Origin of the sequence: Verrucosispora sp. WMMA2121, from assembly GCF_027460185.1 — a bacterium.
GTDB classification, from domain to species: Bacteria; Actinomycetota; Actinomycetes; order Mycobacteriales; family Micromonosporaceae; genus Micromonospora; species Micromonospora palythoicola.
This window is the reverse complement of sequence record NZ_JAPZBH010000006.1, coordinates 3,392,972-3,408,364: the sequence shown is the minus strand read 5'-3', so window position 1 is coordinate 3,408,364 and position 15,393 is coordinate 3,392,972. Positions and strand designations below refer to the sequence as shown.

Genomic DNA, 15,393 nt, shown 5'->3' with positions numbered 1-15,393 from the left:
GCGGTCGATGCTTGTCGATCATGCGGCCTTGTGACGCGTCGCGATCACCTGGTAGACATCACATGTTTTGCCGACTACTAGCTGACGCGGTGTCTGGGGGCGACGGATGAAGCTGCTGCGAGTGGGCCCGCCGGGGCGGGAAACACCGGCACTGCTCGACGAGGCCGGGCAACTGCGTGACCTCAGCGGCGTGACCGACGATCTGGACCCCGCGTTCCTGGGCACCGACGGCCTGGCCCGCCTGGCCGGCATCGCCCCGCACGATCTGTCTCCGATGGACCCCACCGACCTGCGGATCGGTCCCCCGCTGCGCCCAGGCAAGATCGTCTGCATCGGGCTGAACTACCGCGACCACGCGGCGGAGACCGGAGCGGCCCTGCCCGCCGAGCCGGTGGTCTTCCTCAAGGCGCCGGACACGGTGGTCGGTCCCGACGACCCGGTGCTGGTGCCCCGCGGCAGCACCAGGACGGACTGGGAGGTCGAACTCGCCGTCGTCATCGGCCGCAAGGCGCGCTACCTGCCGTCGGCCGAGGCGGCGATGGACTGCGTCGCCGGATACACCATCTCGCACGACGTCTCGGAACGGGAGTTCCAGCTCGACCGGGGCGGCCAGTGGGACAAGGGCAAGTCCTGCGAGACGTTCAACCCGCTCGGCCCGTGGCTGGTGACCGCCGACGAGGTCACCGATCCGCAGGACCTGCGGCTACGGCTCTGGGTCAACGGTGTGCTGCGGCAGGACGGCACGACGAAGGACATGGTCTTCCCGGTGGCCGAGATCGTCCGCTACCTGAGCCAGTTCATGGTGCTCCATCCCGGCGACGTGATCAACACCGGTACCCCGGCCGGCGTCGCCCTCGGGCAGCCGGAACCCAAGCCGTACCTGGTCGCCGGGGACGTGGTCGAGTTGGAGATCGACGGCCTCGGCCGGCAACGTCAGACTCTGGCCCAGGCGTGACCGGCGACGGGCAGGGATCGGCCGGCGCGGGCGAGTTCGCCGGGTTGGCGGCGGTGGTCACCGGTGGTGCCTCCGGCATCGGCCTGGCCACGGCCACCCTGCTCGCCGAGCGTGGCGCCCGGGTGGCCTGCCTGGACCTGAACCCGCGGCAGGTACCCGAGCCGTTGCTCGGTCTGGCCGCCGACGTGGCCGACGACGCGTCCGTGCGGGCCGCGATCACCACCGCCCATTACGCGTTCGGCGGCCTCGACATCCTGGTCAACAACGCCGCCATCGGTGCGGTCGGCACCATCGAGGCCGACAGCGACGACGATTGGCACCGGGTGTTCGACGTCAACGTGGTCGGCATCGTCCGGGTGAGCCGGGCCGCGCTGCCGTACCTGCGTGCCTCCGCGCACGCCGCGATCGTCAACATCGGCTCCATCGCCGCCTGGCTCGGGCTGCCGCAGCGGGCCCTCTACAGCGCCAGCAAGGGTGCGGTGCAGGCGCTCACCCTGGCGATGGCCGCCGACCACGTCTCCGCCGGCATCCGGGTGAACTGCGTCAACCCGGGCACCGCCGACACCCCGTGGGTACGGCGGCTGCTCGACGCCGCCGACGATCCGGCGGCGGAGCTGGCCGCGTTGCGGGCCCGCCAGCCACCGGCCGCCTCACCACCCCGCGGGAGGTCGCCGCGGCCGTCGCCTACCTGGCCAGTCCGCTGTCCGGATCGACCACCGGCAGCGTGCTGGCCGTCGACGGCGGCATGCACGGCTTACGCCTGCCGACGCCGCCGAGCAAGGCCTGAGCTGCCCGGTCCGCGGCTCGCCACGCCGACGGCGAGCGGGACTGAGCGGCACTGTCTACGGCTTCCCACGACGCCGGCGAGCCAGCCCTGAGCAGCGGCTCAGCGGGCGAGACCGACCGCCGGGCCCGCCTTGCGGACCGACCGGCGGGCCACCGCGCCGCCCGGGTCACCGGGATGGCCCGGCCCCACCACGTCACCGCGTACGTCGGCGACGATGGCGGCGAGCAGGTCTCGACTGGACTCCAACGACTCGATCTTCGCGGTCAACTGGTCCAGTTCGCCCTGAAGGGTGTCGGCCAGGCGGGCCCGGTCGGCCGGCTCGTCGGGGATCGCCGCGCGGCCGTCCAGGAGGAACCGCAGTGCCTGTCCGACCACTCCGGACGGCAGCGCGGCCGACAGCATGCACCGGATGCGGGCCACCCGGTCGACGTCGGACTCCTGGTAGATCCGGTAGCCCGACTCGGTGCGCACCGGCGTCAGCAGGCCCTGCTCCTCGTAGTAGCGCAGCATCCGCACCGACGCACCCGTCCGCGCGCTCAACTCACCGATCCGCATCGCTTGACTCTAACGTTGGTGTGAGGCTTTAGCGTCCTCTCTGTGATCATCTACGTACTCTTCGTCTGCTCCTTCGCCGTGGCCACCGCCGAGTTCGTGCTCGTCGGCCTGCTCCCCCAGGTCGCCACCGACCTGGACGTCTCCGTGGCCGCCGCCGGTCAACTGGTCACCGCGTACATGATCGTGGTCACCGTGGGCGGCCCGGTCGCCACCGTGCTGACCCGTCGGCTGCCACGCCGGGAACTGCTCGCCGGCACCATGGCGCTGGCCACGGTGTCCGCGGTGGCCAGCGCCATGGCCAGCTCGTACGCGTTGCTGCTGTCGGCCCGGTTGGGCTCGGCGCTGGCGCAGGCGCTGTTCATGGCGGTGGCCTCCCAGGTGGCGATGGCCTCGGTGCCACCGGAGCGGCAGACCGTCGCGGTGGCCCGGCTGTTCGGCGGATTCGCCCTGGCCACCGTGCTCGGCCTGCCGCTGGGCAGCTTGATCGGTGAGGCGTACGGCTGGCCGGTCACCTTCGTGGCCGTGGCCGGCATGGCCGCGCTGGGGCTGCTCGGTGTGCTCGTCTTCTGCCCCCGCATCCCCACCCCGCCACCGGCCGGCGTCCGCGACAGCGTCGGTGCGCTGCTGCGCCCCGGCATCTACGCCGGACTCGGCGTCACCCTGCTGGCGCTCACCGGCTTCGTGGCCGCCTTCACCTACGTCGCGCCGATGTTGCGCACCGTCACCGGCCTGAGCCCCGGCTGGGTCAGCGTCGGACTGGTCGGCTACGGCCTCGGCACCATCGCCGGCAACCTGCTCGCCGGCCGGGTGCGTCCCGAGAAGATCACCCGGCGGCTGCCCCTCGCCGTCGGCGCGTTGGCGGCGATCCTGCTGGCGCAGCCGCTGCTGTTGCCGGTCGCCCCGCTGGCGCTGACCGGGCTGGCGCTGCTGGGCGCGGCGGCGTTCCTGGTCGTGCCGCTGGTCCAGACCTGGCTGATGGGTCAGGTCGACGCGGCCACCACCGGCCTGGTCGCCGCCGTCAACATCTCCGTCGCCGGTGCCGCCGGCGCGCTCGGTGCCGCGCTCGGCGGGTCGGTGCTCGCGGTCGGCCTCGGCCCGGCCTGGATCGGCCCGGTCGTCGCCGGCTGCGTCCTGGCCGCCACCATCGTCGCCACCCGCCTCACCCGGGTCACGTCGTCGCCCGGGCCTTCGCCCGAGGCGTTGGTTCAAGGGTGAGGTGTCGCAGCGGTGCTTCCGCAGCGACATTCGCGGCCAGCGACGTCCGGAGCCATGTCTCTGGTGCCGGCGCTGTCGAGCTGAGAGCGCGAACGAATCGCGACGGGGCCGTAGCCAGAAGACAGCACTCCCCTGGTCTCGAACCTACGGATAGATTGGTTCGGGCCGATTCTGGGTTTCGCATGAGAGACGGACAACTGGCGAAGGGCATGAATGAACCTCGACCTGAGGAGCCGCAAGGGCTTACGGATGGCGGTCGCCGCCGCCGCGATCGGAGCGGTTCTCGCCCTCGGCACGGTGGTGACGGCGGCCGTACGTGATCTCGGTCCAACTCCCCAGCAGGAGGTGGCCAGCGAGGGGGTACGGATCTCGGTGCCGGCGGAGTGGCCGCGCAATGCCACCAGGTGCGGTACGCCAATGCGGGACACGTACATCGTGGACGTCGACCTGATCGCGGGCTGTGCCGTGTTGCCGATACCTCGCGTCGACTACGCCGAGATCAAGCGCGCGAATCTCGATCTCGACCCGGTGGCCCAGCTCGCCACCGGGGCGAGCGAAGCATTCGGCCATTCCGTCCTGCGGGGCGGCGACGTGCTGCCGGATGGCCGGACGCGGCAGGTGGTGGTGGTCCCCGACCGGGACGTGGTCCTAGTCGCGGTGTCCAGCAACCCGGCGGTCGCCGAAGCGATCGCCCGTTCACTCCGAGTCGACTGACCTACCTCGACGCCGTCACGCATCGCTTACCGTAGTTCAACCAGGTCAGGAAGTTCGGTGTAGCTATCGCGGTCGAAGGAAAAGACCGGCCCGCTGAGGTTCTTGCAGTCTCGATTCACACGCGGCCGTTGTGTAACGCCAGGGGAATGAGATCTTGGAAACCTTCTGTTCTGCGCTAACGGAAAATGTTCAGGATTTTGTGCCAACCCCTCAGAACAGAGACGTTGCCGACCAGGCGGAGACTGGCGTTACTCGGATTCGCGCTCCGGCTCGGCTACGTATACGCCTTTCCCGGGATGCCCTTCGACCAACCCTCACCCTGACCGCCCGCTGGACGCTCCGTGACCACGAGCAGGCTTCCGACGGCCGCTGCCCGATCTGCCGCGTCCCCGACTGCGCCGTGGCCACCGCCGCCCGCAACCTCCTCACCACCCTCAGGCAGACCCGCTGGACCGGGGACGGTGACACTTCGGATCCGTGGCGGTCGCGGTAGTCGACACGCCGAGCGGCTGACGCTTTTACTGCCACAGATCCTTCGGTAACGGGTTAAGAAGGCGCGTGCTGGGACGGGACGTTGGGTGCGGGGGCGAGGAGGCGTTGGCGTTCGGCGGCCACCACCTCGCGGACCAGTTCAGCCTCGGACAGGTCCACTGCTTCCGGGCTCGCGTCGGCCGTGTCGCTGACCCGGGCGAAGTCGTCGAAGATGCGGCGCTTGCCCGCCAGCAGTTCGGTGATCCGCTGGTCGACGCCCTCCTCGGAGAGCAGCCGGTGCACCTGCACCGACTGGACCTGCCCCATCCGGTGTGCCCGGGCGATGGCCTGCGCCTCGGTGGTGGGTTTCAGCTGCGGTTCACAGAGGACGACGACGGAGGCGGACTGGATGTTGAGCCCGACGCCACCGGCCACGATCTGGGCCACCAGGACGGCGCCGTGCCGGGCGGCGGAGAACTCGTCCACCATCCGCTGCCGGTGGTTGGCGGGCACCGAGCCGGTCAGCGGACCGAAGACCGGGCCGGGAAGGGTACGGGCGACCAGGTCGAGGACCTCGCGGAAGTGGGAGAAGACGATGACCCGGCGTTCGTTCTCGGTCGCCTCCCGGACGATCTCGACCAGGCGCTGCACCTTGGTGGACTCGGCGGCCGCAAGCATGGCCGCCTGGCGCATCCGCATGAAGTTGCCCCGCTCCACCGCCTCGCGGTAACGCGTGGTGTCCGCCGAGGACATCGGCAGCCACTCCTCGACCTCGATGAGTTCGGGCAGTTCGTCGAGCACGTCGACCTGGTTGCGGCGCAGGTACGCCGGGGCGATCTGCCGCCGGAACCGCGCGGGTGACAGGTCGGTGGTGTCGACGGTGAGGTCGGGGCGGACGTAGGAGGCCAGGTTGCGGAACTCGTCGACCTTGTTCTCCAGCGGGGTACCGGTGAGCAGGATGGCCCGGTCGGCGCGCGCGACGAGTTCCTTCGTCCTGATCGACCGCTGTGCCTGCGGGTTCTTGACGTAGTGGGCCTCGTCGACCACGACACACGCCAGGTCGGGCGACTCCCGCAACTGCGGCCCCCACCAGGCGAGGGTCTCGTAGGTGGTGACCGCCACGCCGCCGTCCCGCCGCCAGGCGCGGGCGGCGGTGTCGCGCCCCGGGCCGTGCACCCGGTGTGGACGTAGCGTCGACTTGCCGTTGATCTCCCGGACCCAGTTGGTCACCACGGCGGCGGGGCACACCACCAGGAAACGGGTGCCGCCCCTGCTGCGCAGGTGCGCCAGCACGGCGATCGCCTCGACGGTCTTACCGAGGCCCATCTCGTCACCGATGACGACCTTGCGTTGGACGAGGGCGAAGCGCGCCGCGAAGCTCTGGTAACCGCGCAGGGAGGTGGTCAGGTGCGCGCCGTCGAGCGCCTGGTCGCGTACCGCCTGGATGATCTCGTCCGGGAGGTCGCCGTGCGCCGCGTTCTCGTCGCCGCTGGCGAATCCCAGCTCGGCGAGCATCGCGAAGTAGTCGGCGGGACGGCTGAGGAAGTCGTCCCACGGGTCGGCACGCAGGTTCCGCCGACCGGGCGTGGTCGACCTGCCGAGCAGCTCGGCTCGCCGTTTGACGATCTCGATGCTGTCGCGGAGACCGCTGGCGGCGAGCCCTCGGGTCGGCACCACCAGCAGGTGGCTGGTCCTGCGGTCGATGGTGCCGCCCAGCGGCGCAAGCTCGGCGGCGCGTTCGAGGTCGGCTGCCGCGCCGTGGGTGCGCCGGTGCGTGTCCCACTCGGCGAGGCACCGCAACAGGTGGGTGGTCTCCGGGTGGCGGTGCTCGACGTCGATGCGGCCCGGTGTGTCGTCGTACGTGGTCTGCCAGAGGGTGCGGGCTGCGCCGAGCAGGCGACGGGCGGTGGTCTCCCCGACCCCCGGAAGCGCCTGAAGTGACGCGCCGCGGTGCAGCACGTCCTGCACGGTGGTGATTCCGGTGTCGGTCAACGGCCCGAGGCGGAACCGGTCCCGGCTGACGGTTCGCAACGTCTCCACCGGCATATCCCGCAGGATTCGGTGCACCTCGTGGTGTCTGACCTGCTCGCCCGCTTCGCGGGCCGCCGACCGGTACGGGGCTTCGCCGGCCACGACCGTGTCGATGGCGGCCAGTGCCGCCGGCAGGCCCGCGAAGACCGACCGGTCCACCAGCTCCGGTTCCGGGTCGGTCCATCCCGCCGGCTCCCGCTGGGGTGCGGCCCGCCCGGCGGACCCGCGCTTCCGCCCCGTCCGTTCGACCAGCTCGGGCGTCCCACCGGTTCGCTCGGCGAGCAGCGCGAAGCGGAGGGACGGATCGAGCAGGTCGCGGACGCTGTCCCGGACCGGGTCGGAGGGTGCGCTGGGGACGCCGAGGTGCCCCAGGCGCTCGGGGCTGCCAGCGGCGGTGACCTCCGCGTGCCGGTCACGTAGGAACATCGCGGCGGTGCCCGCTGCCTGCTTCCTGGCCGGCCCCACGAGGTACCGGCGCACGTCGAGCATGGGCGCGAGATCGGCGACGGCGCGAGGGGCGTCATCGATGAGCAGGCGCAGCAGCGCGTCGTCGGTGGCCGTGGTCGCGGGCAGCGTGGCCCGTTCCTTCAGGCGCCGGACGACGTCACGGTCGTTCGCCCGCAACGCGAGCACCCGCCACGCGGCCTGGCCGGAGCGCTCGACCACGACGCTGCGGTCCCGCAGTCCCCCTTCGGCGGCCGTGGCCGCCTGCTGGACGGCCCGGTGCCAGTGCCGCACGTCCTGGGCGAGTCGACCCCACCGCCTGAAGTCCGCCACGAGCCGACGGAGTTCCGCACGCTCGGCCTTGTCCATCCGCACCCCGGCCCGGTACCCCGCCACCCACCGGACCATGCCGCCCGCCCGCACGCCACGTCCCTCGCCAGGGACGCCTCGGGCGCCCGTAAGCGGACAACTTCCCCGAGCTTGTCTCATCCTGTTTGTGCTGGTGGTGGGGGCTTGACGTGGTGGTGTGAGGTGTTTGGTCGCAGGCCATGGGTTAGTTGATCTTTGTGGTGATCGTTTGTCTGGGTCAGCGGTTGATTTCGGTGTTGGTGAGGACGAGTAGGGCGCGGAGCAGGGTGGTGGCGTGGTGGTGCCAGCCGTGGCGTAGTCGGGTGAGGATGCGCCAGTTCTTGAGGTGGGCGTGGGCGTGTTCGTTGGCGACGCGTTCGCGGGCGAGCAGGGTGTTGGCGGTTTTCTCGGCGGGGGTGAGTTTGTGGTTGCGGCAGGCGCGGCGGCCGACGAGGACGGTGGGGTTGGTGGTGGGTTGGTCGTCGAGGCGGGTGTGGATGCGGTCGCAGATGATCGCGAGGTGATGGTGGCGCAGGCGGGCGGGCAGGTGCAGGCGTTTGGCGTGGGTGGCTTCGTGGAGTCGTGCGGGGGTGGCCGCGGAGAGCCAGAGGAGTCGGCCGTGTTGGTCGGTCAGGGTCATCACGCGTAGGTGGTGGACTTTGTGTTTCAGGCACCAGTGGCGTCGTTCTTTGGCCTTGTCGGCGGGTGCGTGCACGGGCACGCAGGTGCCGTCGAGCAGGAGTGGCTGTTCGTGGTAGGTGCGGGCGGCGGCCGCCAGGACACGGTCCAGACGTGGCGCCATCCGCGCCACGGTGGTGATGACTTGTCTGACCCAGCGGCGGACGCTGTGGTGGGACACCCCGTGGGCGGCGGCGAGGTCGGCGGGACGCTGGTCGTGGCGCAGTACCGCCAGGACGATCGTGGTGGTCTGCAGGTCGGATAGTTTGCGCCAGCGGGACTTCACCTGCCGCCGGTAGGTGCGTATCGCCTCGGTCACCAGCGCGACAGTGTCACTGGACACGGGCAGGCGGACTTGGTAGACCAATTCGTGGCCCTCGGTGGGCGGATTGATGTGTGTCACGACCAGCAACCCTCGCCGAGGGTTCCTTCATGTCCCGGGTCGCCACGCCGCAGACTTCCCGCGGAATCCGAGTCAGACGATCACCACAAAGATCATCCGGCCCCTGACCTGCAACCAAACACCTGCCATGCCCATGTCAAGACTCGCCCACCAGCACAAACAGGATGAGACAAGCTCCCCGATGTTGCTGTCTCGGGCGCCCGTGAGGGGACAACATCGCCGATGTTGCTGCTTCCTGTTTCCCCGTCGGGGCGAGGTTCCCAGGGTGGCGGGGACAGTCAGGTGATGAGGAGTTTGCGGCCGATGCCGGAGCGGAACTGTGACATCGCGTCGGCGTAGGCGGCCAGGGGGAAGCGGTGGCTGATGAAGACCTGCGGGTCCAGCACGCCGGCCGCGAACAGCTCGGCGGCGCGGTCGAAGCTGTGCAGGACGGCCATCGAGCCGGTGACGGTGATCTCCTTGTTGTAGACGCGGTACGGCTCGACCGGCACCCGGGTGGCGTACTCGGAGACGCCGAACTGGAGGAAGGTACCGGCGGGGGCGACCCGGGTCAGGCCGTCGGCGATGGCGGCCTCGACCCCGGTGCAGTCGATGACGACGTCCCAGCCACGCGGGCGGTCCAGCTCGTCGGCGTTGGCGGCGCTGGCCGAGCAGCCCAGCTGGACTGCCGTGGCGAGCCGGACGGGGTTCGGGTCGACCACGCTGACGGTCGCCGCACCGCAGCGTTTCGCCAGCTCCAACATCATCAGGCCCATGGTGCCGGCGCCGTAGATGAGGTAGTGGTCGGCCAGCCGGCGCGGCAGCACGTCGAAGCCGCGTACCGCGCAGGAGAGCGGTTCGATGAGCGCGGCGTCAGCCGGGGCCACACCGGACGGTAGCACCACGCAGTTGCGGACCGGGGCGAGCGCGTACTCGGCCGCCCCGCCGGAGACGGTGACCCCGATGGCGTTCCAGCGTTCGCAGAGGTTGCCCCGGGCCCGGCGACACTGGTAGCACTCGCCGCAGTGCAGCGACGGGTCCACGGCCACCGGGTCGCCGGCCACCACCTCGGTGACGTCATGCCCCACCGCGACCACGGTGCCGGCGAACTCGTGGCCCGGCACGATCGGGTACGCGGGCGCGAACTCGCCGTCCATGATGTGCAGATCGGTGCCGCAGATCCCGCATCCGGCGACCTCGACCACCACGTCCCGGGGGCCGGGCGTGGGGTCCGGCACCGACTCGACGCTGATCTGGCCCGGCGTGACGATGACTGCTGCCTTCACTTGACCGCCCCCATGGAGAGTCCTCGGACGAGTTGTTTCTGGGCGATCCAGCCGGCCAGCACGACCGGTAGCGACACGATTGTCGCCGCCGCGCAGAGCCGGGCCAGGAACAGCCCTTCGGACGTGATGAAGCCGACCAGGAAGATCGGCGAGGTGCCGGCCCGGGTGGCGGTCAGGTTGACCGCGAAGAAGAACTCGTTCCAGCTGAAGATGAAGCAGATCAACGCGGTCGCGGCCAGGCCGGGCGCCACGATCGGCAGCAGGATCCGCCGGATGGTGACGAGCAGGTCGGCACCATCCATCGCCGCCGCCTCGATCAGCGCGGCCGGCACCTCCAGCAGGAACGACCGCATCATCCAGACCGCGAGCGGAAGGTTCATGGCGGTGTAGAGCACGATCAGGGTCCAGACGTTGTCCAGCATGCCGAGGTCCTGCACCAGCAGGTAGATCGGCAGCAGCGCGGCGACCACCGGCAGCATCTTGGTGCTGATGAAGAAGAACAGCACGTCGCGCCAGCGTTCGACCGGCCGGATCGACAACGCGTACGCCGCCGGGGTGGCCAGTACGAGCACCAGCAGGGTGGACAGCACGCTTGCCATCACCGAGTTGAGCAGGTACGGGGTGATGTCCCGGTCGAAGACCTGCCGGTAGCCGTCCAGCACCGGGGTGAACAACCAGGACGGTGGGTTGCTGGCGGCGTCGACCTCGCGTTTGAAGCCGGTGAGCACCATCCAGGCCACCGGCAGGAAGAACAGCAGCCCGGCCAGCCACGCCAGCACGGTCCACGCGGCCCCGGTGCGGCCCGCGCTGCGCCGGGCCGGATTCGCGGTACGGGTCATCGTGCGTCCTCCATCCGGAACAGGCTGGAGATCACCCGCAGCGCGAAGGTGGCGACGATGATGGTGCCGATCACCACCACGACGCCGGCCGCGGCGGCCTCGCCGTACTCGAACTTGCGGAAGGTGGTCAGGTAGATCTCGTACGGCAGGTTGGTGGTGGCCCGACCCGGGCCGCCCTGGGTGATGGTGAAGACCGCGTCGAAGGTCTGCACCAGGTAGATGGAGCCGAGCAGGGCACCCAGTTCGAGGTAGGGCCGCAGGTAGGGCAGGGTGATCCGGGTGAAGGTCTGCCACGGGCCGGCGCCGTCGACCCGGGCCGCCTCCAGCGTCTCCAGGGACTGGCTCTGCAGGCCGGCCAGGATGATCAGCATCATGAACGGGGTCCACTGCCAGACCAGCGCGGCGACCACGGAGACCATCGGGTACTGCGACACCCAGTCGGTGCTGCCGCCGAGGATGCCGTTGATCAGGCCGTAGGACGGGTTGTAGATCGCGTGTTTCCACAGCAGCGCCGCCGCCATCGGCATCACCAGGAACGGGGTGATGAGCAGGGTGCGGACGATCCCCCGGCCGGGGAACTTGCGGTCGAGCAGGATGGCCAGGCCGAGGCCGAGCAGCACGGAGGCGAGCACCGACGAGGCGGTGAGCACCACCGTGTTGAGCAGCGCGGCACGCAGTCGACCGTCGGTGAGCACGGTCGCGTAGTTCGCCAGGCCGATGAACTCGCGGCTGCCCGGCCGCAGCGCGTTCCAGCTCTGGGTGGACAGGTAGAGGGTGAACAGGAAGGGCAGTTGCGTCACCACGATGGCGAAGACCAGGGCGGGCAGCAGCGGGGCCCGGCGGGCCCAGCGGTGCCGCCGGTCGGGGCGGGTGGGACGGACGGTCGGTCGCGGGGGCGCGTCCGCACCGGTGGTGCTGGTGGTGGTCATCGATCCGCCTCGGGGGCAGGGCCGGGGCCGGTCGGTCGACCGGCCCCGGCGGGCGGCTACCGGTGGTTGCTGGCGGCTTCCTCGGCCAACCGCTGGCCGTCGGCGAGCGCCTCTTCGACGGTGGTCTGGCCGGCGATGGCGGCCGACACCTCCTGCGACACCTTCGTTCCCAGGTCGGCGAACTCGGGGATGCCGACGAACTGCACTCCGAGGGCGGGGCGCGGTTGCACCCCGGGGCTGACCGGGTCGGCCTCCTGGATGGACTTCAGCGTGATGTCGGCGAACGCCTCGGCGGACTGCCGGTACTCGGCGATCTCGTAGGTGGACTGACGCTTGCCCGCCGGCACCCGGGACCAGCCGAGTGACGAGCCGACCAGCTTCTCGTACTCCTTGCCGGTGGCCCAGGAGATGAACTTCCAGGCGGCGTCGGCGTTCTTGGTGGTCTTCGGCATGGCCAGGGCCCACGCCCACAGCCAGCCGGAGGATTCGGTCTTGTCGACTGGCGCGTACGCGTAGCCGACCTTGCCGGCGACGGTGCTGGCGTTGGGGTCCTCCAGGGTGCCGGCGGCGGAGGTGGCGTCGTACCACATGGCCGCCTTGCCCTGGCCGAAGGTGTTGAGGCACTCGGTGAAGCCGGACTGCGGGGCACCGGGCTGGCCGTGCTCGCGCAGCAGGTCGACGTAGAACCGGGTCGCCGCGGTGAACTCGGGTGCGTCGACCTTCGGCGTCCAGTCCTGCTCGAACCAGGTGCCGCCGAAGGTGTTCACCACCGTGGTCAGCGGGGCGAACAGCTCACCCCAGCCGGGCAGCCCGCGCAGGCAGATGCCGGAGACGCCGGCCGCGTCGTCGTCCAGCTGTTCGGCGAATTCGGCCACCTGCTGCCAGGTCGGCCGCTCCGGCATGGTCAGGCCCTCGGCGGCGAAGAGTTCCTTGTTGTACATCAGGAACGACGACTCGCCGTAGAACGGTGCCGCGTAGAGCTTGCCGTCGGTGCCGGAGAGCGAGGCGACCATGGGCTCCAGCAGGTCACCCTTGTCGTACGCGGCGTCGGCGTCCGCGTACGAGCTGAGTTCGTGCAGCCAGTCGTTCTGCGCCCAGATCGGCGCCTCGTACGCCCCGATCGTCGCCACGTCGTACTGGCCCCCCTGGGTGGCGACGTCCTGGGTGACCCGGTCGCGCAGCTCGTTCTCCGGCAGGATGGTGAACCGCACCTCGATGCCGGTGTCCCTGGTGAAATTGTCGGCGGTGACCTTGGCCAGGTCCTCCATCTGCGGGTTGCCGACCATCAGCACGGTGATGGCGGTGCCGTCGCTGGAGGAGCCGCCGCCCGCTCCGGAACAGGCGGTGGAGACCAACGAGATGGCGAGGAGGGCGGCGAGGGCGGCCGGCCCACGCCGTCGACGAGGAGTTCGTGTTTCGGGCACAGCGAACCTCCATGGTGGTGTGGTGGTGAGGGAAAGGTGGGTCGGACGGCGGCGCTCAGACGCGCAGCACCACCGGGCCGAGCAGTGAGTAGCGGTGCGCCTCGGACGCCGGCAGTGCGGTGTCCGTGACGATGGTGTCGACGTCCGCGACGTCGGCGAAGCGGCAGAAGCTGTGCCCACCGAACTTGGTGTGCACCCCGGCGAACACCACCCGCCGGGACACCGCCATCACCTGGGCCTTCACGGCGGCCACCGCCGGGTCGGGCGTGGTCAGCCCGTGCTTGCGGGAGATGCCGTTGGCCCCGACGTAGGCCAGGTCGATGACGAAGCCGGCGAGCATCCGGGTGGCCCAGTGGTCGACGGTGGCCAGGGTGCGGCCACGGACCCGACCGCCGAGCAGGAGCACGGTGAGGCTCGGGTACGCGGCCAGCGCCGCCGCGGTGTGCAGGGAGGCGGTCACCACCGTCAGTGGGCGGTGGGTGGGCAGCGCCTCGGCGATCAGTTGCGGGGTGTAGCCCTCGTCGACGAACACCGACTCGGCGTCACCGAGGTGTTCCACCGCCGCTGCGGCGATCCGTCGCTTCTCCACGACCATCCGGGTGGCCCGGGTCTCCAGGGTCGTCTCGAAGCGGGCCGTCTCCACCGGGTACGCCCCGCCGTGGGTGCGACGCACCAGCCCCTGCTGGGCGAGCAGGCTCAGGTCGCGTCGCACGGTTTCCGGTGCCACGGCCAGGTCGGCGGCGAGCTTACGCACGTCGACGTCACCCTGACGACGAGCCAAGGTCAGGATGTGCTGTCGGCGCTGCGTCGCGTCCACCTGCACACCTCCGTTCGGCTCGGGTGCTTTTTTGTAACACCGATTAACGGCAGGTGACCCCGGTCACCTGCCGGCCAATCACGTGGATTTGGTGACCGGTTTCCACCGCCGAACGGGCAACCCGTAACCGCCATAAGCGGCACACCGCCGCAAAGGGGTTGCCCGGTTGGCGGCATGCTCTGCCCGAGCGGCACCCGGGCTGCCCGCTCGGGCACCGGCCGGTCATTCCGGCGCGGCCCCGTTGTCGACCAGCCGGAAACGCGTGGTCAGGGCAGCGTCACCCAATTCCTCGAGGATCAGCCCACGGGTCGGCGAGTTCTGCAGGTAGGCCGAGTGACTGCTGATCGCGTACGTCGGCTCGCCGCCGCGTTGCCCGTCCCGGACGATGGTGAACTGCTGCCTCGGCTCCTGCGGCGCACAGGTGGCCCCGACCACCCGCAGCGGCTGGCTGCCCGACGACCGGACCTCCCAGCACACGTCGGTCGGTTCGTCGCCCCGCTCGGCGACCCGGATCAGGTAGGTGTCGGTGCCCTGGGGCGTGACGACGAACAGCTGACGGCCCTCGTCGCCGTCGACCTCGGCGAGGCGGCCGTCGGCGAGCAGGGAGAGCCCGCCGCTCTGCTCGGCCGCCCGGACCATCGTCACCTGCCGCCGTCCCGACAGCAACGGGTCGTTGCTCTGCGGACCGGCCGGCGGACCGGACGTGCCGGTCGGGTCGGGACTGGCCGACGCCGCCGTCGGGCCGGCCGGCCCGATCGGTAGTGAATCCGGGTCCCCGGCGGGACGGGCCAGGACCACGCCGGCACCGAGCAGACCGACGATTACGGCACCCAGCGCGGCGGTACCGCCCCGTCGGCGCCGACGACGAAGGTCACCCCGGCGGCGGATGTCGGCAGCGGCCGGCACCTTTCCCTGCCGGCCGTGCCCGGCCAACGCTCGCAGGGCCTCGTCGAGTTGCGGCTCACCACCCATCACTGCCTCCCCCCGCCGGTGATCTCGTACGCGTCGTCGCTCAGGTGCACGGCGAGGGCCCGGCGTCCCCGGGCGAGCCGCGTCTTGACGGTGTTCACGTTGCTGCCGATCTCCGCCGCGATCTCGGTCACGCTGAGCCCGACCAGGTGGTGCAGCACCACCACCTGCCGCTGCTCGGCGGAGATGCGACGCAGCGCCGACACCACCGCCACGTGGTCGACCGAGGTCGGCTCGACCTGTCGGCCCGCCATCTCCCGGCGGTGGGCGCGGAACCGGTTGACCGTCTTGCGCCACGCGCTCACCGCGATCCGGTACGCGACGCGGCGCACCCATGCCTCCGGGCTGTCGCACTCCCGTACCGACGCCCAGCGGTCCCAGGCCCTGGCGTACGCCTCCGCCACCGCGTCCTCGGCCTCGGCCCGGCTGCCGGTCATCGCCGCCAGGTGGCCCAGCACCCGCTGCGCCGACGCCGCGTAGAACGCGTCGAACTCCTCAGCGTCGCGTTTCACTCACGTTCCCACCCGTACTGTCGCTGCTGATCGTGCC

General features: G+C 70.7%; 14 protein-coding genes and 1 pseudogene. 5 read left to right on the top strand and 10 right to left on the bottom strand.

All coding sequences use genetic code 11. The annotated features are described in order from the left end of the window. The first annotated feature begins 106 nt into the window (after positions 1–106). The 3 genes and pseudogenes from O7605_RS24275 (at position 107) to O7605_RS32220 (ending at position 1,742) form a co-directional block, all read left to right on the top strand. Entirely contained in the window at positions 107–955 is an 849-nt protein-coding gene (locus O7605_RS24275) for a fumarylacetoacetate hydrolase family protein (protein ID WP_269741292.1), read from the top strand. After that, positions 952–1,485: pseudogene (locus tag O7605_RS32225) on the top strand (SDR family NAD(P)-dependent oxidoreductase); the annotation flags it as partial. The gene O7605_RS24275 and the pseudogene O7605_RS32225, both read left to right, overlap by 4 nt. A gap of 38 nt (positions 1,486–1,523) precedes the next feature. Next, positions 1,524–1,742: an SDR family oxidoreductase gene (locus O7605_RS32220; protein ID WP_443084005.1), complete on the top strand. Its 219-nt coding sequence runs from the start codon at positions 1,524–1,526 to the stop codon at positions 1,740–1,742. A gap of 99 nt (positions 1,743–1,841) precedes the next feature. Here the strand turns inward: O7605_RS32220 and O7605_RS24265 are convergent, their stop codons facing one another. Beyond that, a complete protein-coding gene (locus O7605_RS24265; RefSeq protein ID WP_269741290.1) occupies positions 1,842–2,297 on the bottom strand; it encodes a MerR family transcriptional regulator in 456 nt (151 codons plus the stop codon). A 42-nt stretch (positions 2,298–2,339) separates the two neighbouring features. On the opposite strand from O7605_RS24265, the gene O7605_RS24260 reads away from it, so the two are divergent. Beyond that, positions 2,340–3,512, top strand: a complete 1,173-nt coding sequence (locus O7605_RS24260) for an MFS transporter (protein ID WP_269741289.1) — start codon at positions 2,340–2,342, stop codon at positions 3,510–3,512. A gap of 213 nt (positions 3,513–3,725) precedes the next feature. Next, positions 3,726–4,226 (top strand): hypothetical protein, encoded by a 501-nt coding sequence (locus tag O7605_RS24255; protein ID WP_269741288.1) that lies wholly within the window; start codon positions 3,726–3,728, stop codon positions 4,224–4,226. A gap of 546 nt (positions 4,227–4,772) precedes the next feature. Here the strand turns inward: O7605_RS24255 and O7605_RS24250 are convergent. The 9 genes from O7605_RS24250 to O7605_RS24210 all read right to left on the bottom strand — a co-directional run bounded on the left by O7605_RS24250 (position 4,773) and on the right by O7605_RS24210 (position 15,356). Beyond that, positions 4,773–7,568 (bottom strand): DEAD/DEAH box helicase, encoded by a 2,796-nt coding sequence (locus tag O7605_RS24250; RefSeq protein ID WP_269741287.1) that lies wholly within the window; start codon positions 7,566–7,568, stop codon positions 4,773–4,775. 190 nt (positions 7,569–7,758) lie between these two features. After that, a complete protein-coding gene (locus O7605_RS24245) occupies positions 7,759–8,601 on the bottom strand; it encodes a transposase family protein (protein WP_269738927.1) in 843 nt (280 codons plus the stop codon). A gap of 278 nt (positions 8,602–8,879) precedes the next feature. Then, positions 8,880–9,866, bottom strand: a complete 987-nt coding sequence (locus O7605_RS24240) for a zinc-dependent alcohol dehydrogenase family protein (RefSeq protein WP_269741286.1) — start codon at positions 9,864–9,866, stop codon at positions 8,880–8,882. Next, positions 9,863–10,705 (bottom strand): carbohydrate ABC transporter permease, encoded by an 843-nt coding sequence (locus O7605_RS24235; protein ID WP_269741285.1) that lies wholly within the window; start codon positions 10,703–10,705, stop codon positions 9,863–9,865. Before O7605_RS24235 ends, O7605_RS24240 begins: the two co-directional genes overlap by 4 nt. Beyond that, entirely contained in the window at positions 10,702–11,634 is a 933-nt protein-coding gene (locus O7605_RS24230) for a carbohydrate ABC transporter permease (RefSeq protein ID WP_269741284.1), read from the bottom strand. Before O7605_RS24230 ends, O7605_RS24235 begins: the two co-directional genes overlap by 4 nt. Before the next feature lie 56 nt (positions 11,635–11,690). Continuing rightward, positions 11,691–13,058 (bottom strand): ABC transporter substrate-binding protein, encoded by a 1,368-nt coding sequence (locus tag O7605_RS24225; protein WP_269741283.1) that lies wholly within the window; start codon positions 13,056–13,058, stop codon positions 11,691–11,693. A gap of 55 nt (positions 13,059–13,113) precedes the next feature. Then, the gene (locus O7605_RS24220) at positions 13,114–13,875 is read right to left on the bottom strand and encodes a DeoR/GlpR family DNA-binding transcription regulator (RefSeq protein WP_269741282.1); all 762 of its coding nucleotides are present in this window, start codon (positions 13,873–13,875) and stop codon (positions 13,114–13,116) included. A 222-nt stretch (positions 13,876–14,097) separates the two neighbouring features. Next, the gene (locus O7605_RS24215; protein WP_269741281.1) at positions 14,098–14,847 is read right to left on the bottom strand and encodes a hypothetical protein; all 750 of its coding nucleotides are present in this window, start codon (positions 14,845–14,847) and stop codon (positions 14,098–14,100) included. Beyond that, positions 14,847–15,356, bottom strand: coding sequence for a sigma-70 family RNA polymerase sigma factor (locus O7605_RS24210; protein ID WP_269741280.1), 510 nt, complete (start codon positions 15,354–15,356; stop codon positions 14,847–14,849). Before O7605_RS24210 ends, O7605_RS24215 begins: the two co-directional genes overlap by 1 nt. Between the last annotated feature and the right edge of the window lie 37 nt (positions 15,357–15,393).